Raw genomic sequence first — 23046 nt, 5'->3', positions numbered from 1 at the left:
CGCTCAGATTCTTAGGCCAGACCCAAGTCATCCAAACCGAGCAGATAACGGTACTCCAGGCCTTCAGCCTTGATGACCTCGCCGGCACCCGTCGCGCGGTCAACCACCGTGGCGACACCGACAACCTCAGCACCGGCCTCACGTAGGGCAGCGACGGCGGTCAGCGGAGAGTTGCCCGTCGTGGTGGTGTCCTCAACAACCAGGACCTTCTTGCCCACAATGTCCGGCCCCTCGATGCGGCGCTGCATGCCGTGCTTCTTGGCTTCCTTACGCACCACAAAGGCATCAATTGGGCGCCCTTCGGCGTGCATGACAGAGGTAGCCACCGGGTCCGCGCCAAGCGTCAGACCACCGACGTGCGCGTAGTCCCAGTCTGCAGTGAGCTCCCGTAGCAGGGAACCAATCAGACGCGAGGCCTCATGATGTAGGGTGGCGCGGCGCAGGTCAACGTAGTAGTCAGCCTCACGTCCAGACGACAGCGTGACCTTGCCATGGACAACCGCCAGCTCCTTGACCAACTCGGCCAAACGCTGCAGCTTCTCCTGATTGACATTGCTCGTGTGGATGCTCATCTGAGGTTGTCTCCTAAATAAACGACTGTGTGCTCAAGGATATGTCTGGTTCTACTCGTCCGCGGAATCAGGGGTTGCGCCCTTGTCCTCGGATACAGATTCGGTGGGGTCGTCGCTGCTGTCGAGGTCTGGGGCGGCGTCGGTAAAAATACTGGCGGGCTTCACAATTGATCGCACCACACGCCCCTGGCTCGAGCGCATCCGGCTATGTTCGGGGTCCTCACCAAGCGCAGGAATCTGCTGGCCAGAATCCCCAATGTCCTCCGACTCACCAACGTTTGCACCCATCTTTCGTGCCGTTGACCGCGAAGGCAGCGCCGTCGGATCCAGCGGTATATCCCGCGTAGGGCGCCACGACGAACCGTCAATCGCCTGCACCACCGTGGGTTGTGCATTGCTTTGCGACGGCCACTGCGAATCATCCGTGGTTGCATCCGCGGTAGCAGCGGACGAGGACGAAGGAGAATCTGCGTAAACAATTTCCTCAACGTCCAGCGGCTCTTCGCCCTTGCTATTCTGCGCGCTGTGACTCTGGGCATGCCCGTTCTGTGAGCTGTGATTCTGCGATTCGTGGTTAGCAGAACCGTTGCGACGCTGATCTGGTACCGCGTGCAAGTGCCCACGCCCGGTTCCATCCGAAATCAAGGAACCAGAGTCAACGGACTGCTCGGTGAGCTGCAAACGAGTGGGATCCCACTGATTAGTGTCCGGAGCGACGGTTTCGCCTTCCGCCGGTGGCAACCTGCGCGCAATGTCGGAGAAGTCCGACAGCGATGCCAGTGCACCGTCCCAGTCCTCTGGCACTGAATTATCAATCAGCTGAGCCAAGGACCAGGAGTTTTCGGACCACATGCGGGTAATGGCCGGGTGTACGTCGGCAAGCATGCGGGTTGCACGGTCGTCGAAGATGCGATGAATGAGCTCTGGGTCGGTAGCTGCGACTACCAGGCCGGCTTCGGTAGCTACGTGAGGCAGCGTCGTGCCGCCGCTGCGGCGCAACTCGAAAACCTCATCGCTGGATACAGAGCGGCGGATGGCGATGGTGGTGATGCCGCCGACATCGGCGAGGTGCATTTCCCGGCCAAAGGCGAAACCGGAGACCACGGCCTTGGCATCGCCGTCCGGCGTACGCTGCCAGTACGACGGCAGCTCATGGTCCACACGGTTATAGACAGAATTACGTTCCTGCGCCCAGGCCTTCCGCAAGTGACGCACACGGCGACCGCTGATACGTCGACGGATAGGGGCCACTGATTGCTGCTGAGCGCGCTGCGGTTGCGCGGGCTGGGTGGGCTCAGTGGGCGGGGTGGGCGGGGTGGCCTGGGTGCGCGCCGCACGATCGGATGATTGCGGCACTTCGTCAGTCTCGGCATTTTCGCCGGCTGCAGCCCGGAATTCTGTACCCCCAACAGTTCCAGTGCGAGCGTCAGCAGCGGTGGTGCTGTCGGCCCCTGTGGCAACGGCATCGCCCACTAAACCTGTCTCGGGCTCATCCGCGGTATCGGTATCTTCAGCAGTCACCGACTCGGCTGGCTCCGCGCCAGGCCCTGCTCCAGATTCTGTGCCAGACTCCGCGCCGCTTCGGAGAGTCACGTCCGTTCCCGCATTCAGATCAGCTGCTGCTTCCGATGTTTCGGCAGCACCCGCGTCTTCTGTTGCTTCGGGCATTTCAGCAGTGGCCGCCGGCTCGATTCCCGAGACAGATTCAGGCTCCGTCGGTGTCTTTTCTACAGCTGAAGTCCCCAGTTCTGTCGTCGAAACCTCAGTTTCAGAATCAACTTCAGCGGCGCTATCAGTCTCAGCGGCAACCTCAGAGTGAGAGTCAGCATCAGCTGCGATATTCGGTCTCGCCACAGAAGCTGTCTCGGAGCTTCCTTGCTCTGAAGAATCCGGCAGTTCGGGCACAACATCTTCTGCCGCCACACCGGTTACTTCGCCGGTGAAGTCCGAGGGCTCGTCGTAAAGCGATGGCGATGACGGAGACGCCACAGCAGTCTCACTTGTGCTGCGACGGCGGCGGTCGACAACGAACAGCGCGACTGCGGCGATGATGAGAATCGCTGCGAGGGTGAATACTAGGGGAATCATTAATCTCCTAGCTTAAGCCAGAAGCCGTTCTATTTGGTCAGCGACAAGATGCCGTCCCCCGTCTGGCGCAATACCAATGCCCGAGGCGAGAGCGTTCAGGACTCTCTAGGACGGTAAAGGGCGAGGGGCAAAAGCCACATGGACGGCACATCAGGGGTCCTGGGGCGGTCGCCCTGGCCCGAGCCCGCTTAGAAGCGGACGATAGGCAGGCTCGGATCGCCAGCCCACTGGGACCAGCCGCCGACATACAGAGCGGCGCCCGTGATGCCCGCTTCTTCCATAGCCTGAATGAACAGCGAGGAATGAAGACCGGAACCGGAGTAGACCGCTACATTGCGACCGTCTTCGATACCGACGGAGGCAAAGCGCTCACGGAGCTGCTCAACAGGCAGGAAGGAGCCGTCGGCATTTTGCAGACTGCGAGCCGCCAGGTTCACGGCACCCGGGATGTGACCCGCCTGCAGATCGACGCGCTCACTACGACCTTCAAAACGGCTGGGCTCACGCGCATCCACCAAAATTCCACGCTCAGACCAGGTGCGTACGTCATCGAGGCTGGCAACAGGCATATTGCCTTCACTCACCGCAATCGTTCCAGGCCGCGGCAGATTTCCGGGCCCGAAGGCAGTCTCGTTTCCATCTGCTTCCCAAGCAGCTAACCCACCGGTGAGGACACGCACATTCTCCAAACCTGCCCAGCGCAGAATCCACCAAGCACGTGACGCGAACAGTCCATCGCCCGCGTCGTAGACGATCACCAGATGCTCCGAGCGGACTCCCCATCGACGGACGGCATCGCGCACACGCTCGATATCCGGCAACGGGTTGCGACCAGCTTCTCGGCTTGGAACACCTGCTAGGTCCAACTCGGGATCACAGAACACGGCCAGTGGGATGTGAGCCGTGGCGTAGGAGTCATATGGTTTTTTAGCACGCGACCAGCGTGCGTCAACGACGACGATACGACCGCCGCCGGCAATCTTGTCACGAAGCTCTTGTACCGAGATGGATGTTGTCATAATTCCGGATTCTAAATCGATTGACTTGGTAGCGCGATATGTACGTTATTAAAACTAGGAGCTTGGGAAGGTGCATGAAGACGCTGCTCACCTGGCCGTTTTCATCTCAGGCACAGGCCATGGAATCGGCTGTGCCACCGCAGAAAAACTGCTGCACTATGCCGCCAGCATCGGCACCCCCCTTTCCTCAACCGCTTTATTAACACAAAGCTGACTACGAAACGGAAGATCAGCCTCTAAGCCAGGCCTCGGTCTCCCAATCCGACTACCCACCGGGATCCGGCCCCATCTCGTCATTGCCATCCACTGTGTCCCCCGCCCGTTTCTCTCGCGCTTTACGACGCAACCAGCGCCCCGGGCTATCGAACGTATCGGGGTCCTCATTGGATTCCGCTTTCCGGTTTCCTTCCTCGTCTTTCGGGGGCACCCAGACCACACGATCAGTAGAGGCCTGCTCACACTCCCCGCTAACCCCGTCCCCTTCGTCAGTTCCTAGAATCTCCGCCACCTCATCCGGCCGGAGCGTCCACCAAGCATTTTCATTACATCGAGCATCGTCGATCTTTCGATGCGTACCCGGATCCACCAACGTGAGATTATCCAGGTCAGTGCCACCACCGGAAGCCCACGACTGCACATGGTGAACATCGCACATAGCTCCCGGAGTGCCCATGCCCGGCGCGGAGGAACCTCCTTCCTCTCCAAGAAGGGCCAGATACTGCGGCAAAGTCCCCAGCCTGCGGGACCGACCAAAATACAAGGTCTGCCCCTCATTCCCCAATACTTGGAGGAACGAATTTCTATCAACCATCTGTTGCACGGCCTGACTAATGGAAATTCGCACTCCCGCGTCTGAGACCGCTTTGCCCGATCCAGGAAGTACAAAATCTTTCCCCTCAGGCAGGGAGACTCCAGCTAACGCTGCCACATCTGCGATATGCGCGACGGTGACCACCGATGTCGTCCCCCGCGCCGGCTGAAGCTCACCGCCTGGTTGAAAGCCCCCGTTCACCGCCGCTTCCACGGCATCATGGAAACGCTGCTCCGGATTCCGCTGGTCATCGGCGCCTTCTTCGAGTAACCCACCAGGCCGCGCATGATCTGCCTGCAGCCTTTTGAGCACCGCCGCAAACGAAGGCGTAACCACACCGCTCAACCGGCTCATGCCGTCCGGCCCCTGAGCACCGATTTTTAGACTTCGTTTCCGAGCGCGGTCCTCATCCGTATACGGGTCATCAACCCCCAACATCGCCCGCAGGCGGTTCGGCAATTTATTGAGATCATCAACACGGATTTTGTCCACTAAATCTGAAATGTGCTTGTCCAGCAGCCTAGACAGCTGTGCATGCTCCGTTGCCGGCAGCTCCCGAACGGCTTTGTCAATCTTCGCAACAGCATCCGCACCGACAACACCTTCCTCAACCTTCTGACGAAGGTTCGGCATTCGCACATCCTCATTCGCCGGAGCAAACGGATCAACATTCCTACTCAGACGTCCGACGACATTGATACGCTGCCTCGCTTCTGCTCGCGAGATTCGCATCTCCTGCGCTAGCCACGCGATCCTTCGGTGCTCCGCGCTGGGCATCCGCCCCTTCATAGTCTCCACATAAGTCGCATCAATTACTGCGAGTCGTTTTCGCGCTTTCTCAATCGACTTATATGCATCGTGCGCATGATCCGGTGCAAGTACTTCGAAGTTCTCCACGATGACTGTCGACAGAGCTTCAAACTGCGCAACCGCATCTAAAACCTGCGATGTCGAAAGCGGTCCACCGCCGTTTGACGCCGATGGTGTAGACATTTCCCCACCCCTTTTAAAACGCTAGCAATCCGAATCCCCAAATGGACTAACTAATTTCCCTCCCCCACATTATCGCACACCCATTCGACACACCACAACCCCCTAAGTCAACTTTTTCGAACCTTTTTCCGAAACGCTGCCTCGCTTCCAGCGCCTAAACACCCCACCATCCGCCCTGAAAACCCCACCAACTCGCGCAGTCCCTCACCACCCGCGCAGCCCCCACCAAAAACTGCACGCCGAAAACCTAAAACCGCACCACCATCACATCATGGTCCGGGAAGCTCGAGCGTCCCACTAGCTCAAACCCCGCCTTCACATAAGCTTTCGCCGCCCGCGGATTGGCATCATGGACAGCCAGACTAACCCCCGGGTACCCCAGCTCACGCGCATACTCAAGGAGCCCCGCAATCATCGGCTGCGACAGCCTGCGCCCAACAACACCTGGACGCAGCGCAATCGCTACCTCAGGAATCCCATTTTCCACGAAACCGTACCCCGGTCCGTCCTGCGTAAACGTACGCAGCCAGGCCGCCCCCACCGGCACTTCATAGCTCTCGTGCTCTTCGCTTGACGACGAATCCCCGCGCTCCAACCATTCCTTCTTAATGGCGGCCGCACTGTAGGTAGCCTCGCGAGAAACCCTCGGTTCAAATGGGTCAGTGCGGGTCATGTCGCTACTGAGCGACTCGAGGTCAGCGTCGTCAAGCGAAGTGGCGAAAAGGATAACCCCGCCCTGACTCGCGTCCCACTGGTCGACGTATTGACGCCTCGTGACTACATAATCTTCCGGCAGTGGCTGACTTTCATCTCCGAATGTTTCCGTTAGTTCGTCCATCCAGGCAATGAAGGGGAGGTCGGAGTCTGTCGCTGGTCGCCACTGAAAGTTAGTCATATTTGCGCACTATACCGGCGCACTCCAGACTGACCGGAATGCAACAAGCCCACACGGTCGGTCACAAGACACATAAATCTGGACAATAAAAGCACAAAAAGGGCGGTTCAGGAGAATACTCTCTCAAACCGCCCCAACAAACAGACAGCCTGCTCAGCAGTTATCGCCCTGAGTATCAGGCGCCCTAGATTCGGGCTACGCCATCCTCGTCATAGCCGACAACCTTCAGCGACTCGCCATCGTCAGCAACCGTGACCTCTACGCGGTCACCATCGCGAACATCACCAGCGAGCAGTCGACGTGCCAGCTCATCGCCGATTGCCTTCTGCACCAGACGACGCAACGGACGGGCGCCGTAGGCCGGGTCGTAGCCGCGCTCCGACAGCCAATCCAGTGCCTCATCGGAGACATCCAGCACCAGACGACGTGCCTCCAGGCGTTCTGCCAGGTTGCGAACCTGAATGTCCACAATGCCGCGCAGCTGCTCGGAGGTCAGCGGATCGAAGATCACTACATCGTCGAGACGGTTGATGAACTCCGGCTTGAAGGCCATCTTGACCGCATCCATGATCTGCTCATGCGTACCACCAGCACCGAGGTTGGAGGTCAGAATCAGAATCGTGTTTCGGAAGTCCACGGTTCGGCCCTGACCATCGGTCAGGCGACCCTCATCGAGCACCTGCAGGAGCACATCGAACACGTCCGGGTGAGCCTTCTCGACCTCGTCGAAAAGCACGACGGTGTACGGACGGCGACGAACAGCCTCGGTGAGCTGACCGCCAGCGTCGTAGCCGACGTATCCAGGAGGAGCACCAATCAGACGAGCGACAGAGTGCTTCTCGCCGTACTCGGACATATCGATGCGCACCATCGCACGCTCATCGTCGAAGAGGAACTCCGCCAGCGCCTTGGCCAGCTCTGTCTTACCAACGCCAGTTGGACCGAGGAACAGGAAGGAACCAGTCGGACGGTTCGGATCGGCAACACCCGCACGCGAACGGCGGACGGCATCGGAGACAGCCTCCACAGCGGCATTCTGACCAACAACGCGACGGCCGAGGTTGAGCTCCATTTCGAGCAGCTTCTCGGTCTCACCCTGCATCATCTTGCCAGCCGGGATACCCGTCCAGGCGGAGACAACCTCAGCGACTTCCTGAGGCGTGACCTCCTCCTTGAGCATGGAGTTTTCCTCTGCGTCAGCGACCGATTCCTCGGCGGCCTCCAGCTTCTTCTCCAACTCAGGGATGCGTCCGTAACGCAGCTCTGCGACGCGCCCGTAGTCACCTTCGCGCTCAGCCTTTTCGGACTCAGTGCGCAGGGCATCGAGCTCTTCGCGGACGGAGCGGACATCATCAATCGAGGACTTCTCGTTCTGCCAGCGAGTCTTCAGAGCGTTGAGCTTCTCGCGCTCATCTGCAAGTTCCTCACGGAGCTTGTCCAGGCGTTCCTTCGACGCGATGTCAGTTTCCTTCTCCAGGGCCATTTCCTCGATTTCGAGGCGGCGCACGATGCGTTCCGCGGAGTCGATTTCCTCCGGCGAGGAGTCAATCTCCATACGCAGACGCGATGCGGCCTCATCAACCAGGTCGATAGCCTTATCCGGCAGGAAGCGGGATGTGATGTAGCGGTCCGACAGCGTTGCTGCAGCCACCAGCGCGGAGTCCTGGATGCGAACACCGTGGTGGACCTCGTAGCGCTCCTTCAGACCACGCAGAATACCAATGGCGTCCTCAACGCTCGGCTCACCGACAAAGACCTGCTGGAAACGACGCTCCAGCGCAGCATCCTTCTCGATGTACTTGCGGTACTCATCCAGGGTCGTCGCACCGACCAGACGCAGCTCACCACGAGCCAGCATCGGCTTGATCATATTGCCCGCATCCATCGAGCCATCACCCGTGGCGCCAGCGCCAACGATGGTGTGAATCTCATCGATGAAGGTAATAATCTGACCGTCGGATTCCTTAATCTCGTCCAGAACCGCCTTCAGGCGCTCCTCGAACTCACCGCGATACTTCGCACCGGCGACCATAGAGCCCAGATCCAGGCTCATCAGCGTCTTGCCCTTCAGAGATTCCGGCACATCACCTGCAACAATGCGTCGTGCCAGCCCCTCTACAATGGCCGTCTTACCAACGCCCGGCTCACCAATGAGCACCGGATTGTTCTTGGTACGACGACTCAAGACCTGTACCACGCGACGAATCTCCGCATCGCGGCCAATAACTGGGTCAATCTTGCCCTCACGTGCCCGCGCGGTTAAGTCCGTCGCATACTTTTCCAGAGCCTGGTACTGCTCTTCTGGATTCTCCGTTGTTACCTTCCTCGATCCACGCACACTAGTCAGCGCACCCTTTAACGCCTCGGCAGTAGCACCCGCCGACTGCAGCACAGTTGCCGCCTCCGACTGGCCAGTTGCCACACCGATAAGCAGAATTTCCGTGGAAACGTACTCGTCTCCCAGCTCCCCCGCCAGCTCCTCGGCGGCGTTCAGAGCATTAACGGCGTCCCTATTAAACTGTGGGTTCGCCATATTCGCCCCGCTTGCCGACGGGTACCCCGCGACCAACTCCTTAGCGCGGGTCAAAACCCCGGAAGGATTAACGCCCGCTGCTTCAAGCAGTGGAGCCGCAATACCCTCCTTTTGCTCCAGCAGTGCTACCAGAATGTGCCCAGGCCGGATATCCGGGTTACCCGCGCTGGTCGCGGCCTTCATAGCTTCCTGGAGAACTTCTCCAGTCTTAGTTGTTGGTGTAAAACTCATAACTTGCGCCCCTTTGGCTCAACTTTGTCATTCACTACCCATAACGCATTCAACCTTGAGTCTGTTCCACTCAACTTCAAGTTTTTCAATTTCCCGACCGTGATTCACACCACACCTATAGCAAAAAGGATTGAGCTCGGCAGCGTCGTTAAGCGTAGTAGCACGCCGGAAAGCACTAGAAAACGTTGGAAAGCTCCAGAAACCACGTGCGAACACACTCCGACACACCGCCCGACGTCCTCACCAGCACACTCCCGCCGGATTCAACTTCCCCCATGTGAGTGATGGGTGGACAGCGCACTCATACTGTTTTGGTTACCCTGGTAGGTGACATTCCTTCATTCTCACGAAAGGACTCGAATGAACATCGAGCAGGCACGTCAGATGACTGAGGGCAAAGGCTTCATCGCCGCTCTCGACCAGTCCGGTGGATCTACCCCGAAGGCTCTGCGCCTGTACGGCATCAACGAGGATCAGTACTCGAACGAAGATGAAATGTTCGACCTGGTTCACGAGATGCGTACCCGCATCATCACTTCCCCGTCCTTCAACTCTGAGCAGATTATTGGCGCGATTCTCTTCGAGCAGACAATGGATCGCGACATCGAGGGAATCCCGACCGCTCAGTACCTGTGGGAAAAGAAGGGCATCGTCCCGTTCCTGAAGACCGACAAGGGCCTGGCAGACAAGGAAAACGGCGTTCAGCTTATGAAGCCGTGCCCGGGCCTGGATGAGCTGCTGGAGCGCGCTGTCGCTAAGGGCATCTTCGGCACCAAGATGCGTTCCTTCATTGCTGAGGCAAACGAAGAGGGCATCAAGGCCAACATTGCTCAGCAGTTCGAGTTCGGCAAGCAGGTTCTGTCCCACGGTCTGGTTCCGATCCTGGAGCCGGAGGTCGACATCAACGCTGCTGACAAGGCAGAGGCTGAGGACATTGTCCTGCGCGAGCTGCTCGCTGGCCTGGATGACCTGGCTGATGACCAGAAGGTCATGATCAAGGTTTCCATCCCAACCAAGGATGACCTGTACAAGCCGCTGATTGAGCACCCGAAGGTCATGCGCGTTGTCGCCCTGTCCGGTGGCTACGAGCGCGAGGACGCCAACGAGCGCCTGTCCCGCAACCACGGCATGATTGCTTCCTTCTCCCGTGCACTGTCTGAGGGCCTGTCCGCTCAGCAGTCCGACGAAGAGTTCAACGCAACTATGGCTGAGTCCGTCAAGGGCATCTACGAGGCTTCGATTTCCTAATCGTCCGCGCTGTGCATCTGCGCTTGTGCGCGCCTCTAGGTAGTCGCTAGCGCAATTAAAAACTCCCGCACCAGGTTTTCTTGGTGCGGGAGTTTTTCTGTCGGCGCCTCTGCCCTTACGACAGCACCGTCCTACACCGAGCGCTTCGCAACAGCTGCTTTACGACGCGCATTCACACCACCAATGACAACCGGTAGCACGGAAATTGCAATGACCAGCAACATGATCTTGTCGATGGAACTGGTGATTCCCGGAATGTTGCCCAGCAGCACACCAACAGCGACCATACTGGCGACCCAGCCAATCGCACCGGTGACATTCCAGCCGATGAACTTTCCGTAGGGCATATTCGCAGTGCCCGCCGCCAGCGGAACGTAGGTGCGCACAATGGGAACAAATCGCCCCAGCACCAACGACAGTGGTCCGTACTTGGCAAAGAACTTCTCGGCCGCTTCCAGCCGATTAGTTCGGAGCACCTTGGCATTGTCGCTGAACAGTTTGCGGCCGAAGGAGTGGCCTAAGAAGTAACCGACTTGATCACCCAGCACCGCGGCAATAATACCGATAACCAGCACCTGCCAGGTGTGGACATCTAGCTCTGACCTTAAGACGGCAGCAGTGACCAACAGCGAGTCACCGGGCAGAAAAGGAAAGAGCACACCGGACTCAATAAAGATGATGAGTCCAAGCCCCGCAAGCACCCAAGGGCCAAACCCCTGGAGTAGAGCTTCGGGGTCTCCGATACCGGAGAGGAATCCAGAAAAATCCATAACGGCAATCTTTTCAGCAACAACTATCGATTCTGCTGAGCTAATTAGAGTATTTTGCTGAGAGTTTTTCTGGGTACTGTGTTTTAATCGCGCCCCTGATAGTCAAATACCGGCAGCGACCAGCCACGCCAAAGCGCCGCTAGTCGAATGAACAGTGCGGACAGCACCGCACAGATGATGTTGATGTTCTCGTGCAGGCCAACCATGTCGAGCACGTAGTAAAGCGTCGCCGCGACGACTGCGATGGAGGCATAGAGCTCCTTTTGAAACACCAGCGGGACGCGGTCACACATCAGGTCGCGGAGCACACCTCCAAACGCACCGGTAAGAACGGCGCCGACAATAGCGATGATGACGCCGTGCCCCATTTCCATGGCCACGCGGGCACCAATGATGGAAAACGCCGACAAACCGATTGCGTCAGCGACCAAGAACACGACCCGGAAGTGCTTCATCAGGAAGTCGGCCAACAGCACCGTGATCAGTGCTGCACCGACAATAACCAGCAAATATTGTGGGCTTGCAACCCACACCAACGGATAGTGACCGAGAATGACATCGCGCAGGGTACCGCCGCCGATAGCAGTCATGCACGCAATTGTTGAAACTCCAAAGAGATCCATGCGCATTCGACCGGCCGCTAGTGCGCCGGTGACGCCTTCGGCCGTAATTCCGATGACCCAGAGGATGTGGAGCAGCATGATAAGAAATATAAAGGACTTCGCCCGAATCGGTAGAACTATAGGCTAATATCCCGCAATCTTCGCCCCCTCGACTCGGCCCGCTTCATTGCTTCCCGGCTAGCCCTGATCGCGAATTTCCAGCACCGGAATCGAGCGACGAATCCGCTCCACCTCCGCTATATCCACATCGGCCACAAGCAACTGCGGGTCGTAGCCCGCCGAGGCAATAACTCCGCCGTCCGCATTGACCAACATGGAGTGCCCCGCGCCGGTCGGCCCCTCATCTTTCCCCGCGGCCTTCGCCCCACCAGGCCGGGCTGCATCGACTGCCGCAATCACACAAGTGCTATCCAGTGCGCGTGCCGACACCAGCGTCTGCCACTGCCTTACCTTGCCCGGGCCGTCATTCCACGATGCAGGCAGCGCGATGACCTCTGCGCCCAGGTTGGCCAGTTGAATGAATTGCTCCGGGAACCTGATGTCAAAGCATGTCGCAAGACCGAGGGCGACCGACGATCCGTCGGCAAGCGGGACATCACAGACCACGTGCGCGTTGCCCGGCGCGACAGTATCCGATTCGCGAAACCCAAAAGCGTCGAAGAGGTGGAGTTTGTCGTAGAACTCGACACCGGGGCCGTCCTCATCACGCCAAGCCAGAAGCAGCGAATTGAAGACGCGGTGCATCGTCTTACCGTCGCGCTCCACTTCATCTGCCGGCCGGAACATGCCGACCACCACGCTGATTCCGGCATCGTGAGCGGCCTGCGAGACCTCCGCTACGAACCTATCGCTGCTGGACTCCGCCACGACATCCAGGCGACCGGAATTGAACGCCTTCATCGTGGCTTCGGGGAAAACCACCAAATCGGCGTTGTCCTGTGCTGCCCGCGCGATAGTCACCTTCACCGCGTTCAGATTCTCTTCAACCGACGCTGACAATTCCAACTGAGCCAGTGCAATACGCATGCCTAAATGTTACCGACTACCCCGGATTGACCGCCCTGAAGTTATCCACAGCGCGGCTTCCTGCGTTGCTTCCGCTCAGAGTTATCCACAGTTCGCTGAAGATGGTCTTCCGCTGCCTTACTCCACCCAGCAGAATCAAAAACATGGCCGAACACATCACAGTCAACCCAGCTCAACTATCCGCCTTAAGTCGTTCCTACCAGCAGATTTCCACTCGTATTGATGCTCTTTCCACCATCGTCGCAGCTGCCCCAGGAAGCGCCGGGCTCACCTCTGCCCTGCCCGGTTCACGGATTGTCCCCGCGGTCTCCACTACTTGTGGGAAGTGGTCGGAATCATTGCTTGCCGCGTGCACAAACATCGACGTTATTGCGCAGGCTGCCGATGCCCTCGCTGTCAGCGCTCTCGCGCACGAGCATGACCAGTCCGCCGCCTTGGAAAAGCTGTCATGGTCACGGTAGGCGAAGCGCTGCTGTGGCGTGTGGATTCGCTGGAGACGCTTGCCCGGGCACTGCGTTCCGGGGCGCGCGCCCTCGCCGATTCCGCCGACAGTTCCCAGGCCGCACTCAACGCGCTTTCAGAGGATGACTTCGCCGGCGACAACCGCAGCGCCGCCGAGGTTTCTGTCACCCACAGCTCCACGCGTCTGCGCCGAAGCAGCGTCGCGCTCGAACGTCTCGCCGCCTGCTGCAGCGACACCGCCGCCATGCTTAACGACGTCATCCGCGAACTTACCGACGCGGTAAACCAGGCAACCAACCTGGGATTTCAGGTGAACCTGGTTTCTGGTGCGGTGACTCCGCCGGAGGGCATGCTTTCTACGATTGCGCGCAGCCTCGTTCATCCCAAAATTCCTTCCGGGCCTTTCACCATGGCCGAATGGCGTGCAACCTCGCAGCTTCGGATTCAGTCGGCTTTGGCTGAACTCAACCGACTCGATGAGAAGGCGGCGGGCGCAATCTCAGCTCTTTCACCACTGGTGGCAAGCGGAGTTAGCGGCTCGGGTAGATTGCAGCCATCACAGGCTGGCAGTGGTACTGGCAACCCTGCTGACAGAGGGCTTGACGGTGGTTGGGACTTGGAAGTTGGGAGCGGATTGACTGGGGCGTATTCGAGTAGACCGCTATCGGAGATAGACGCTGCCATGTCCGCTCGCGCCCGGTCTTTGGGGCTGCCTCCTGGACAACTATTGGAGTCCTCGCCTGGACATTCTGCGATTGCGTTCGGTGACGTTGAGCGAGCATCGACTGTGATTACTCTCGTCCCCGGCACCAGCTCTAGCGCGGAGGACGCTAGCAGGCAGTTCGAGCGCGTAGCCGCGACCTTCCACGCCGCCGGTGAAGATCCGGAGGATGTGGCGGTGGTGTTGTTTTCCTATGACGCGCCACCCGACCTCCGTGAGGCCATACGCACCGAGTATCACAATTTTGCCGCTGAGCGGCTGCAGCATTTGCAAGCTGGTTTGATTGAGCGTTCCGGTGGCGTCGATAGTGGTGACACTGCGATTGCCGGTGGCCTTACTAGCCACGGCACGTCTTCTACTCAGCGGCACGTTGTCGCCGGCTATAGCTATGGGGCGACGGTGGTCTCGCAGGCTTCCCTTGGTAGTGGCCTCTACGCGGATAGGGTGCTGCTCATAGCTCCGCCAGGTGTTGGCCCCGGACTGGAGCGCGCAAACGACATGAAACTACTCAAGCCGGACGGCACAGTCCGACCCGAAGATGAAAATAGCCACCGTGTGGCAGTGGCGACGTCCCCGATGGACCCCATTCGTATTCCTGCCGAACTGGGGATTCATGGGAAAAACCCAGCGGATAAGGATTTCGGCGCGTACGCACTCAACCTGAGTGAGCGTGGCCTGTCCATGCGAGACTTGGCCGAATTCATGGTCACTCCCGTGCAGGATATTCCTCAAAAGTATCGGCACATCCAGGGCAACCCACACATCGAACACTACTTTGACGACGAAGTTTTCACCCGCGAGGCCAACCGGTGGCTAACTGACAGCTGACCGGTCTCTCAGATCAGCGGTTGCGAATCCACGGCCCAAATTAACAAGCCAAAAGAAAACGGACTAACCAGGCGACGCTGGTTAGTCCGTTCACTCAGCCGTGTGGGATTACCTTTCCCCACCGCGGTTGTCTTTGTGCCGGCGTCGTGTGCGCGGCTCCCACATCACCACTGCCGTAGAGCGTGGGACGTGAACCAGTTCGCCTCGCGAACGACGAGCCTGTGCCTTTGCTTGATAGAGCTGCTCTCGCAGTTCTGCATTTTCCTGCTCAAGCGAATCCACCCGCTCAGTCAGGTCGATGATGGCCTTAATACCGGCCAGGTTGACGCCGTCTTCCTGACTCAGACGCTGAATCTCACGCAGCAGCGCCACATCGCGTTTGGTGTAGCGCCGACCTCCGCCGGAGGTTCGCTGCGGAGTTACCAACCCGAGTCGGTCATAATTGCGCAGCGTCTGCGCATGCATGCCCGCGAGATTCGCGGCTACGGATATGACATAGACCTCAGTGTTGTCGGACATTATTTCGCACCTGCCCAACCCTCACGAGGATTGAACCCGCTGGCACGTTCCGCTTCGACGTAGGAGCGCAATGCCGAAGTGGCATTGTCGTCCAAATTGGTCGGCACCTTCACACGCACGGTTACCAGCAGGTCACCCGGAGTGCCATTGCGCTTCGGGATTCCTCGACCGCGCACACGCAGTGTTCGGCCATCGGCTGTGCCAGCCGGGACACGCACGCGAATCTTGTCACCCAACGTCGGCACGGTAATGGTGCCGCCGAGTGCGAGCTCGCCGAAGCTCACGGGCACCGTGACCTCAAGGTCGTTGCCGCTGCGGGTGAAGACTTCATCCGGGCGAACATGAACGGTGACAAAGAGGTCACCGGCCGGACGTCCCCGCAGTCCCGCTTCACCTTGGCCCGCAAGACGGACCTTCTGGCCGTCCACCACACCTGCGGGGACGCGAACGGTGATGGTACGACGGCGGGTGGTCACACCGGTGCCGTTACACTGCGAGCAAGGGTTCTCGATACGAGTGCCCTGGCCACCACAGTCCGCACACGGACTGGAGAAGCCGAAGGCCCCCTTTTGCTCCTTGACATATCCCGAACCATGACAGGTGGTACACGTCACCGGTGAGGTTCCCGGCGCTGCACCCGAACCATTGCAGTTCGTGCATGGCGACGGGTTGGTGAGCTGCAGCGGGATGGTGACACCTTGGGCAGCCTCGCGGAAATCGAGCGTAATCTCTGTCTCCACATCCGCACCACGGCGGGCCTTCTGCCGCCCGGCAGCACCAGCGCCACCATTGCGGTTTACGAAGCCGCCCAGGAAATCACCTAGGCCACCTGCACCACCAGCATTGCCACCGAATCCGGCACCTCCGCCGAAGAGATCCGACACGTCGAAGTCGAATCCACGTGCACCGGCAGCACCGGCTCCGCCGGCACCTGCGGCACCGGGGAATCGGAAACCACCTGCGAGAGCTGCACGCAGCTCATCGTATTCGCGGCGCTTGTCCTCGTCACCGACCACCGAGTATGCCTCGGAGATTCGCTTGAACTTATCTTCAGCGGCCTTGTTACCCGGGTTCTTGTCCGGGTGGTTCTCCCGGGCTAACTTGCGGTAGGCCTTTTTAATCTCGTCGAGTGACGCAGACTTAGAGACGCCCAAGTCAGCGTAATAGTCCTTATCTGCCCATTCCCGTTGAGTCATGGTGCATCTCCTCCTTTCAGAAAAACTAATTCAAAGAAATCTGCGTCACTTGTGTCTCCGCTACTGCGGATCGCCGATGATTACCATCGCCGTACGAATGACACGGTCATTAATTCGGTAGCCCTTGCGCAGCACATTGGCTAGAACCTTGTCATCCCCTTCAGAGAGATCCTGGACAGCCTCGTGGATGTCCGGGTTGAACTCCTCTCCTGCGGCACCAAATTCCTCAACACCCTGTGCGGTCAGCACGCCACGGAATTTATCCGCGAAAGCCTTCAGCGGCGTGCCGTCTGCCAAGTCGCCGTGCTCTTCAGCCCGGTCGAGGTCATCAGCCAAAACCAGCAGTTCTCCAGCCAGCTTTGCCTTCGCCTGTACGCGCTCGGCTTCACGGTCTCGGTCAACTCGACGACGGTAGTTTGCGAACTCCGCCGACAGGCGCTGCAGGTCCTCCGTGCGCTCATCCAACTCACGCTGGATGGCTGCAACTGGGTCTGCAGCTTCCTCCGCGGCGGTGTCGCCGGCGGCACCTTCGGTCGCCGGCTCCACGTCGTCGTCAAGCTTGGCCTGCTCGAAGACCTCGTTGACCTGATCGGCCAGGTTGGCCGGCTCCTCCGGGGTGGGCTGGTTTCCCTGATCCTGGTCAGTCATTCTTACTTGTCCTTCTCGTCCTCGTCGACGACCTCAGCGTCAACGACGTTGTCGTCAGCGTCAGCGGCCTCAGCACCCTCGGCTGCGGTTGCACCCTCAGCTGCCTGAGCCTCGTAGATAGCCTTACCCATCTCCTGGCTCTCGGTGGACAGCTTCTCGACGGCGGACTTGATGGCCTCGATGTCGGAGCCCTTCAGAGCCTCGTCGACTTCCTTGGCGGCCTCTTCAACGCGGTCGCGGATGTCCTGGGAAACCTTGTCCTCGTTCTCCGATGCGAACTTGCGGGTCTGGTAAGCCATGGACTCAGCCGAGTTGCGGACTTCCTGCTCCTCGCGGCGCTTCTTGTCCTCGTCAGCGTGCTTCTCAGCGTCCTTGATCATCTGGTCGATCTCCTCCTTGGAGAGGCCGGAGCCGTCCTGGATGGTGATCGTGTTTTCCTTACCAGTGCCCTTGTCCTTAGCGGTGACGTGGACAATGCCGTTGGCGTCGATGTCGAAGGTGACCTCAATCTGCGGGACACCACGCGGTGCCGGAGCGATACCGCCCAGCTCGAAAGAGCCCAGCAGCTTGTTAGCTGCAGCCATCTCACGCTCGCCCTGGAAGACCTGAATCTGAACGCTCGGCTGGTTGTCTTCAGCAGTGGTGAAGGTCTCCGAACGCTTGGTCGGGATAGTGGTGTTGCGTTCGATCAGCTTGGTCATGACACCGCCCTTGGTCTCAATACCCAGCGACAGCGGGGTGACGTCGAGCAGCAGCACGTCCTTGACCTCACCGCGCAGAACGCCGGCCTGCAGAGCAGCACCAACTGCGACAACCTCGTCCGGGTTAACGCCCTTGTTCGGCTCACGACCACCGGTCAGTTCCTTGACCAGCTCGGAGACTGCCGGCATACGGGTGGAACCACCGACCAGCACGACGTGGTCAATGTCGGAAACCGAAACATCAGCGTCAGCAATGACCTGCTGGAACGGCTTACGAGTGCGGTCAAGCAAATCAGAGGTGATGCGCTGGAACTCAGTACGGGACAGGGTCTCGTCCAGGAACAGCGGGTTCTTGTCAGCATCAACGGTGATGTACGGCAGGTTGATAGATGCCTGCTGCGAGGAGGACAGCTCAATCTTGGCCTTCTCAGCAGCCTCACGCAGACGCTGCAGAGCCATCTTGTCCTTGGTCAGGTCAATGCCGTTGCTGGACTGGAACTTCTCAACCAACCAGTCAACGATGCGCTGATCCCAGTCATCGCCACCGAGCTTGTTGTCACCAGCAGTTGCGCGAACCTCAACAACACCGTCGCCGATCTCCAGCAGGGAGACGTCGAAGGTACCGCCACCGAGGTCGAAGACCAGAATGGTCTGCTCCTTGTCGGACTTCTCCAGACCGTAAGCAAGTGCAGCAGCAGTCGGCTCATTGACAATGCGCAGGACGTTCAGGCCAGCAATCTGACCCGCTTCCTTGGTTGCCTGACGCTCAGCGTCGTTGAAGTAAGCCGGAACGGTAATAACCGCATCAGTGACGTCGTCACCCAGGTAAGACTCAGCGTCGCGCTTCAGCTTCATCAGCGTACGAGCGGAAATCTCCTGCGGAGTGTACTTCTTGTCATCAATCTCGATGCTCCAGTCAGTACCCATGTGGCGCTTGACCGAACGAATAGTGCGATCAACGTTAGTGACAGCCTGGTTCTTAGCGGACTGGCCAACCAGGACCTCACCATTCTTTGCAAATGCAACCACCGACGGAGTGGTGCGCGAACCCTCAGCGTTCGCAATCACCTGAGCCTCGCCGCCCTCGAGGACGGAGACACAGGAGTTCGTCGTACCCAAGTCAATACCAACAGCGCGTCCCATGATGAACACCTTTCTAGAAAAGTAAAAGAATTGCCCTTAAGTCTTACGCGCTCAAGTCTGCATTGCCGTAGAAAATCTGTCAAGCAAACTTGAGTGTGTCCGACTCAATGTTTGTCATGCTATGCAACGGACTATGGGACAAAGTTATTCCAACCCGACTCAACTTTTCTAAAAAAACCGTCATCACCGCAGGTCACCGCGATAAAAGATTTTTACAAGACTATGCTCTAAAGCCACTCACGGTAGCCGACAGCGCAATTTTCTATACAGAATCCTGCCTCTGGACTCCAGGGGGACAAAGAATTTCCTAGCACTAGCCCTGGGAACTTTCCTGCACAGCGAACCGACTAATCCCCTGACGTGTTTTGCAGCCACCGGCTCATCAACAGGCCATGCCCTTGTTACCCCATGGCCTGACACCGAATCAGCTCTGGCGGCTCCACTAATACATGTCTAAATTCTCCCCATTTACGGGGCGATTGAGCCAAGAATTCATCCCACTTATTTAGGAGTTTTTCGTGCCTCAGAATGCACAGCGACACCATTTCCCCTTTTTCCGTGGGCTCGCAGTAGCGTCGGCAAGCGCCGCACTAACCCTCGCCTTCCCTGCCATTGCATCCGCACATGTGCATGCAACCCCGTCGTCTGCCCCGATTGGCGGCTACGCGGATCTGGCTTTCGGGGTCGGCCATGGCTGCGACGGTTCGCCGACGACGAAGGTCGAGTTCACCATCCCGGAGGAGTTCGAAAAGGTTACGCCGAACGTGAACGCGAACTGGGATGTCACCAAGGAGTCGACCGGCTCTGGCAAGAATGAAAAGGTGCAGAAGGTCATCTACACCGCAAAGACTCCACTGCCGTCGGACCTGAAGGATTCTCTGACGCTCAGCGTGAAGGTGGCTGATGACGCAAAGCCGTCGACAGTTGAGGTGCCGACGCTGCAAACCTGTGAAAAGGGTTCGATGAACTGGGCTGAAAAGGACCACGATAGTGACTACCCGGTTCCAACTGTGGAGCTGATTGAGAAGTCGGAAGACAATGAACATAGCCACGGTCACGACCACAGCCACAACCATGGCACCAGCGAGACAAACCACGGCGATAGCCGCTCAGACGACGTGGAGCATTCCGCAGCTGCTACCAGCGAGGATTCGAGCAGCACGCTTGGCGGCTGGGGCCTGGGGCTCGGCCTCGTGGGCGCGCTGACCGGTATTGCCGCATTGGTAGTTTCACTGCGTAAGCGAGGTTAAGACCACAGGCGGATTGCCACTCGGGAATCCGCCTTCACCGCGGCACTGCCGCCCATGCCTTCACAGAGCTCACCCCATGCGAGCACATAGAGCCGGCCGATCTTGACAATGCACGCCGGAGGATAATCCGTGCTGTCGGCTCGTCGTTTCGGTCGACGCAGTGAACGGACAATGCAAAGCTCTCAAACAATGACGGCTGAATCACGCATCTAGGCTCGGATTGAGTTAGGCGAAGCTTTATGGCGTATTCGAAAACCGTTCGAAGGCAGTGGGAGGATTACACTGGCAAAACAGCAAAAACTCGAGCTGGGAACCCCGTCCCATCCTTTGGCTTTGGCCAGGAGGCAACCACGAGAGCCCCCGTTTCCGGCACCTGGTCGAGCCCAGCCAGAAGTTCAATCTGCCATCGGTCACGCCCTAATAGATAGAGTTCCGTCGGCAAGCTGCCACCATGAGCCACGATGCCGGGGTCCGTATCAGTGGTCTCGTGCCCAATCGCCACAACGCCACGGTTGTCTATCAACCATTCGACAACCTCAACGTTCCATCCTGGGTAGTGAGTCACGCCCTCTTCATCCGCATTGGCCATTGCCTCAGCGTCAGGCCACCGCTTTGACCAGTCACTGCGAAATGCGACAAATGCACCGCCCGGAATCAAACCATTGCGTTCCTCCCACGCCTCGACATCAGCAATCGAAGGGGAGAAATCATTATCCCGAGCGACTTCAGCAGTGAAATCTAGGACGACCAAAGGCAGGATCATCTGCTCGACGCCAATATTGTCAAGAGTTCTCGTCTCTTGGACGAAATGCACAGGCGGATCCACATGCGTACCCCACTGGCCAACAAACTGATACTGGTCGATTTCAAATCCATGCTCAGCAACGGTGAAAAGCCGTGTTCGCTGTTCGTCGGGAAGCGCAGGGAATTTCGGCTGACCGGCGTGAAACGCGTGAGTCAAGTCAACATAGGTGTGGTTTTCCCGAAGCTTGCGAGCAATGTCCCATAGTTCGTGCGTGTTTGCGGTGTTCTTGTTCGACATAAAGCGAAGTATATAGACAAAGCTGTCTAGTTAGCCAATATGGCCACCGGCACATCGAGCACTAAAAGACACCAACTCGCCCCACCCTGCACCTATCAGCTCAAACAGCCTGACGACACCCGCTACCGCAGGTACCCTCGCATACAGGAAAGACTTTTCAAGCCGCAGCCACGTTCTTCAGATTTTGGAATTGCGGGCTACATACACAACTTTCACCAAACTCAAGCCATCCCAAAGGAGTATCTAATGACCACCTACGAAAACATCCTTACCGAAACCCGAGGTCGCGTCGGCATTATCACCCTGAACCGCCCGAAGGCACTGAACGCCCTGAACCACAAGACCATGGAAGAGATCGGCGCAGCAGCCACCGCTTTCGACAACGACTCGGGAATCGGCGCGATTATCATCACCGGCTCCGAGAAGGCGTTTGCCGCAGGTGCGGACATTAAGGAGATGGCGGACAAGTCCGGCACCGAGATGTATGTCTCTGACTGGTTCGCACGTTGGGATGTTCTGACTTCCGTCCGCACTCCAGTTATCGCCGCCGTCAACGGCTACGCCCTGGGCGGTGGCTGCGAGGTCGCTATGATGGCGGACTTCATCATCGCTGGCGCTAAGGCCAAGTTCGGTCAGCCTGAGGTCAACCTCGGCATCTCTCCGGGCATGGGCGGCTCGCAGCGTCTCACCCGCGCAATCGGCAAGGCTAAGGCAATGGAGATGTGCCTCACCGGCCGCATGATGGGTGCCGAGGAAGCTGAGTGCGCAGGTCTGGTCGCCCGCGTCGTCGAGCCGGACGCGCTTCTCGACGAGGCCCTGAAAGTCGCCGACACCATTGCGTCGAAGTCTCTGGTTGCCACTACCCAGATTAAGGAACAGATCAACCAGGCCTACGAAATGACGCTGTCGCAGGGACTGCTCTTTGAGCGTCGCACCTTCCACTCCCTGTTCTCCTCCAATGACCAGAAGGAAGGCATGGCCGCTTTCACTGAAAAGCGCGAGGCAAACTTCACCAATTCCTAGAAACTGCTAGTTCACAGTCGACGGGACTGCCAGCCACAGAGCCGAGTTGTCGGCGGCAGCATAGGTGTCTCGTGCACGCGGTGTGTGCGTTGGAGAAGTCACAATGACAGCAGCACGAACGCCACGGGCTCCCGATCCTGCAAGGTATGCAGTGCCTGCCGCGTTTTCAACGGTGGAGTCTGAGTTTGTTTCCATCGTGATTCGTCGCTTCCACACTCCCATAGATGCAAGCGCATCACGCATGTACTCAGCCTCAGTCTGGCAGCCCGGCTGAGTACGACCACCCGTGACGACGACCGGGTTAAGCGGATGACGCAGCGCCAGCGAACGTGCAGTTTCCAATCGGGACGTCAAAACAGCAGGAGCACTGCAGTCGGGATTAAGACGGGCCCCGAGCACAATAATCGGCACCTGAGGATCAAGTAACGCAGTCTCCGCAGCTGCACGTCCGACCGGGGACACCACCACTGGAGTCACAAGCGAGCTATTGAACGCCTTGACTGCGACCGCACTGACCGGATTGGCGTTTGCCACTACACCCGAGCCAAAGACCGCACTCGCAGTAAGAATAAGGCCTGCTCCAGCCATAGCGATTGCACGGAAAGATCGCGCCATTAAAGTCCCTCTCAAGAAAAAGTGGCACGGAGAAATCCACACTCCACATGCCATTTAGAATCAGGCGGATAAATCCGCAGTATCACGCT

20 protein-coding genes are annotated in these 23046 nt (G+C 58.4%); 5 read left to right on the top strand and 15 right to left on the bottom strand.

Annotation, left to right across the window (positions count from 1 at the left end; genetic code table 11):
• Nucleotides 1–11 precede the first annotated feature (11 nt).
• The 6 genes from pyrE to clpB all read right to left on the bottom strand — a co-directional run bounded on the left by pyrE (nucleotide 12) and on the right by clpB (nucleotide 9142).
• On the bottom strand, nucleotides 12–572 hold the full coding sequence (gene pyrE / locus HMPREF2681_RS03015; RefSeq protein ID WP_049189439.1) for an orotate phosphoribosyltransferase: 561 nt from the start codon (nucleotides 570–572) through the stop codon (nucleotides 12–14).
• 51 nt (nucleotides 573–623) lie between these two features.
• Nucleotides 624–2660: a type III secretion system chaperone family protein gene (locus HMPREF2681_RS03010; protein ID WP_070546031.1), complete on the bottom strand. Its 2037-nt coding sequence runs from the start codon at nucleotides 2658–2660 to the stop codon at nucleotides 624–626.
• 188 nt (nucleotides 2661–2848) lie between these two features.
• Complete coding sequence (locus tag HMPREF2681_RS03005; protein WP_016421551.1) at nucleotides 2849–3679, bottom strand: sulfurtransferase; 831 nt, start codon at nucleotides 3677–3679, stop codon at nucleotides 2849–2851.
• Between the two features lie 265 nt (nucleotides 3680–3944).
• A complete protein-coding gene (locus HMPREF2681_RS03000) occupies nucleotides 3945–5483 on the bottom strand; it encodes an HNH endonuclease signature motif containing protein (protein ID WP_070429391.1) in 1539 nt (512 codons plus the stop codon).
• Between the two features lie 247 nt (nucleotides 5484–5730).
• Nucleotides 5731–6378, bottom strand: coding sequence for a GNAT family N-acetyltransferase (locus tag HMPREF2681_RS02995; protein ID WP_049193764.1), 648 nt, complete (start codon nucleotides 6376–6378; stop codon nucleotides 5731–5733).
• Nucleotides 6379–6562: 184 nt separating this feature from the next.
• Nucleotides 6563–9142, bottom strand: coding sequence for an ATP-dependent chaperone ClpB (gene clpB, locus HMPREF2681_RS02990; protein WP_070546029.1), 2580 nt, complete (start codon nucleotides 9140–9142; stop codon nucleotides 6563–6565).
• 360 nt (nucleotides 9143–9502) lie between these two features.
• Here clpB and HMPREF2681_RS02985 point away from each other — a divergent pair, with 360 nt between their 5' ends.
• Entirely contained in the window at nucleotides 9503–10390 is an 888-nt protein-coding gene (locus HMPREF2681_RS02985; RefSeq protein WP_038626781.1) for a fructose bisphosphate aldolase, read from the top strand.
• Between the two features lie 131 nt (nucleotides 10391–10521).
• On the opposite strand, the gene HMPREF2681_RS02980 is transcribed toward HMPREF2681_RS02985, so the two are convergent.
• The 3 genes from HMPREF2681_RS02980 to HMPREF2681_RS02970 form a co-directional block, all read right to left on the bottom strand.
• Complete coding sequence (locus HMPREF2681_RS02980; protein ID WP_016421557.1) at nucleotides 10522–11160, bottom strand: DedA family protein; 639 nt, start codon at nucleotides 11158–11160, stop codon at nucleotides 10522–10524.
• Nucleotides 11161–11243: 83 nt separating this feature from the next.
• Nucleotides 11244–11861, bottom strand: a complete 618-nt coding sequence (locus HMPREF2681_RS02975) for a trimeric intracellular cation channel family protein (protein WP_016421558.1) — start codon at nucleotides 11859–11861, stop codon at nucleotides 11244–11246.
• 99 nt (nucleotides 11862–11960) lie between these two features.
• The gene (locus HMPREF2681_RS02970) at nucleotides 11961–12809 is read right to left on the bottom strand and encodes a carbon-nitrogen hydrolase family protein (RefSeq protein WP_070546027.1); all 849 of its coding nucleotides are present in this window, start codon (nucleotides 12807–12809) and stop codon (nucleotides 11961–11963) included.
• Between the two features lie 143 nt (nucleotides 12810–12952).
• Between HMPREF2681_RS02970 and HMPREF2681_RS02965 the strand changes: the two genes are divergently transcribed.
• Nucleotides 12953–13270: a hypothetical protein gene (locus HMPREF2681_RS02965; protein ID WP_049189443.1), complete on the top strand. Its 318-nt coding sequence runs from the start codon at nucleotides 12953–12955 to the stop codon at nucleotides 13268–13270.
• Nucleotides 13258–14820 carry an alpha/beta hydrolase gene (locus tag HMPREF2681_RS02960; protein ID WP_070546025.1) on the top strand — a complete coding sequence of 521 codons (1563 nt, stop codon included), beginning with the start codon at nucleotides 13258–13260 and terminating at the stop codon, nucleotides 14818–14820. Before HMPREF2681_RS02965 ends, HMPREF2681_RS02960 begins: the two co-directional genes overlap by 13 nt.
• A 108-nt stretch (nucleotides 14821–14928) precedes the next feature.
• On the opposite strand, the gene HMPREF2681_RS02955 is transcribed toward HMPREF2681_RS02960, so the two are convergent.
• The 4 genes from HMPREF2681_RS02955 to dnaK are packed head-to-tail and all read right to left on the bottom strand — an operon-like array spanning nucleotide 14929 to nucleotide 19027.
• Nucleotides 14929–15339 carry a heat shock protein transcriptional repressor HspR gene (locus HMPREF2681_RS02955; RefSeq protein WP_016421562.1) on the bottom strand — a complete coding sequence of 137 codons (411 nt, stop codon included), beginning with the start codon at nucleotides 15337–15339 and terminating at the stop codon, nucleotides 14929–14931.
• On the bottom strand, nucleotides 15339–16535 hold the full coding sequence (gene dnaJ / locus HMPREF2681_RS02950) for a molecular chaperone DnaJ (RefSeq protein WP_005511752.1): 1197 nt from the start codon (nucleotides 16533–16535) through the stop codon (nucleotides 15339–15341). Before dnaJ ends, HMPREF2681_RS02955 begins: the two co-directional genes overlap by 1 nt.
• A 60-nt stretch (nucleotides 16536–16595) precedes the next feature.
• The gene (gene grpE, locus HMPREF2681_RS02945; RefSeq protein ID WP_016421563.1) at nucleotides 16596–17183 is read right to left on the bottom strand and encodes a nucleotide exchange factor GrpE; all 588 of its coding nucleotides are present in this window, start codon (nucleotides 17181–17183) and stop codon (nucleotides 16596–16598) included.
• A gap of 2 nt (nucleotides 17184–17185) precedes the next feature.
• Complete coding sequence (dnaK, locus tag HMPREF2681_RS02940) at nucleotides 17186–19027, bottom strand: molecular chaperone DnaK (RefSeq protein ID WP_048734453.1); 1842 nt, start codon at nucleotides 19025–19027, stop codon at nucleotides 17186–17188.
• A 518-nt stretch (nucleotides 19028–19545) separates the two neighbouring features.
• On the opposite strand from dnaK, the gene HMPREF2681_RS02935 reads away from it, so the two are divergent.
• The gene (locus HMPREF2681_RS02935; protein WP_049171733.1) at nucleotides 19546–20277 is read left to right on the top strand and encodes a YcnI family protein; all 732 of its coding nucleotides are present in this window, start codon (nucleotides 19546–19548) and stop codon (nucleotides 20275–20277) included.
• 277 nt (nucleotides 20278–20554) lie between these two features.
• Here HMPREF2681_RS02935 and HMPREF2681_RS02930 read toward each other — a convergent pair whose 3' ends face one another.
• Complete coding sequence (locus tag HMPREF2681_RS02930; RefSeq protein WP_049171735.1) at nucleotides 20555–21319, bottom strand: cyclase family protein; 765 nt, start codon at nucleotides 21317–21319, stop codon at nucleotides 20555–20557.
• A gap of 246 nt (nucleotides 21320–21565) precedes the next feature.
• On the opposite strand from HMPREF2681_RS02930, the gene HMPREF2681_RS02925 reads away from it, so the two are divergent.
• Nucleotides 21566–22342, top strand: coding sequence for an enoyl-CoA hydratase (locus HMPREF2681_RS02925; RefSeq protein WP_049193758.1), 777 nt, complete (start codon nucleotides 21566–21568; stop codon nucleotides 22340–22342).
• Nucleotides 22343–22348: 6 nt separating this feature from the next.
• On the opposite strand, the gene HMPREF2681_RS02920 is transcribed toward HMPREF2681_RS02925, so the two are convergent.
• The gene (locus HMPREF2681_RS02920; protein WP_016421568.1) at nucleotides 22349–22957 is read right to left on the bottom strand and encodes a YdcF family protein; all 609 of its coding nucleotides are present in this window, start codon (nucleotides 22955–22957) and stop codon (nucleotides 22349–22351) included.
• Between the last annotated feature and the right edge of the window lie 89 nt (nucleotides 22958–23046).

It is taken from the genome of Corynebacterium sp. HMSC064H12, assembly GCF_001809925.1.
Lineage (GTDB): Bacteria > Actinomycetota > Actinomycetes > Mycobacteriales > Mycobacteriaceae > Corynebacterium > Corynebacterium jeikeium_D.
The sequence above is the reverse complement of the archived record's forward strand: the minus strand, read 5'-3'. Positions and strand labels throughout refer to the sequence as shown.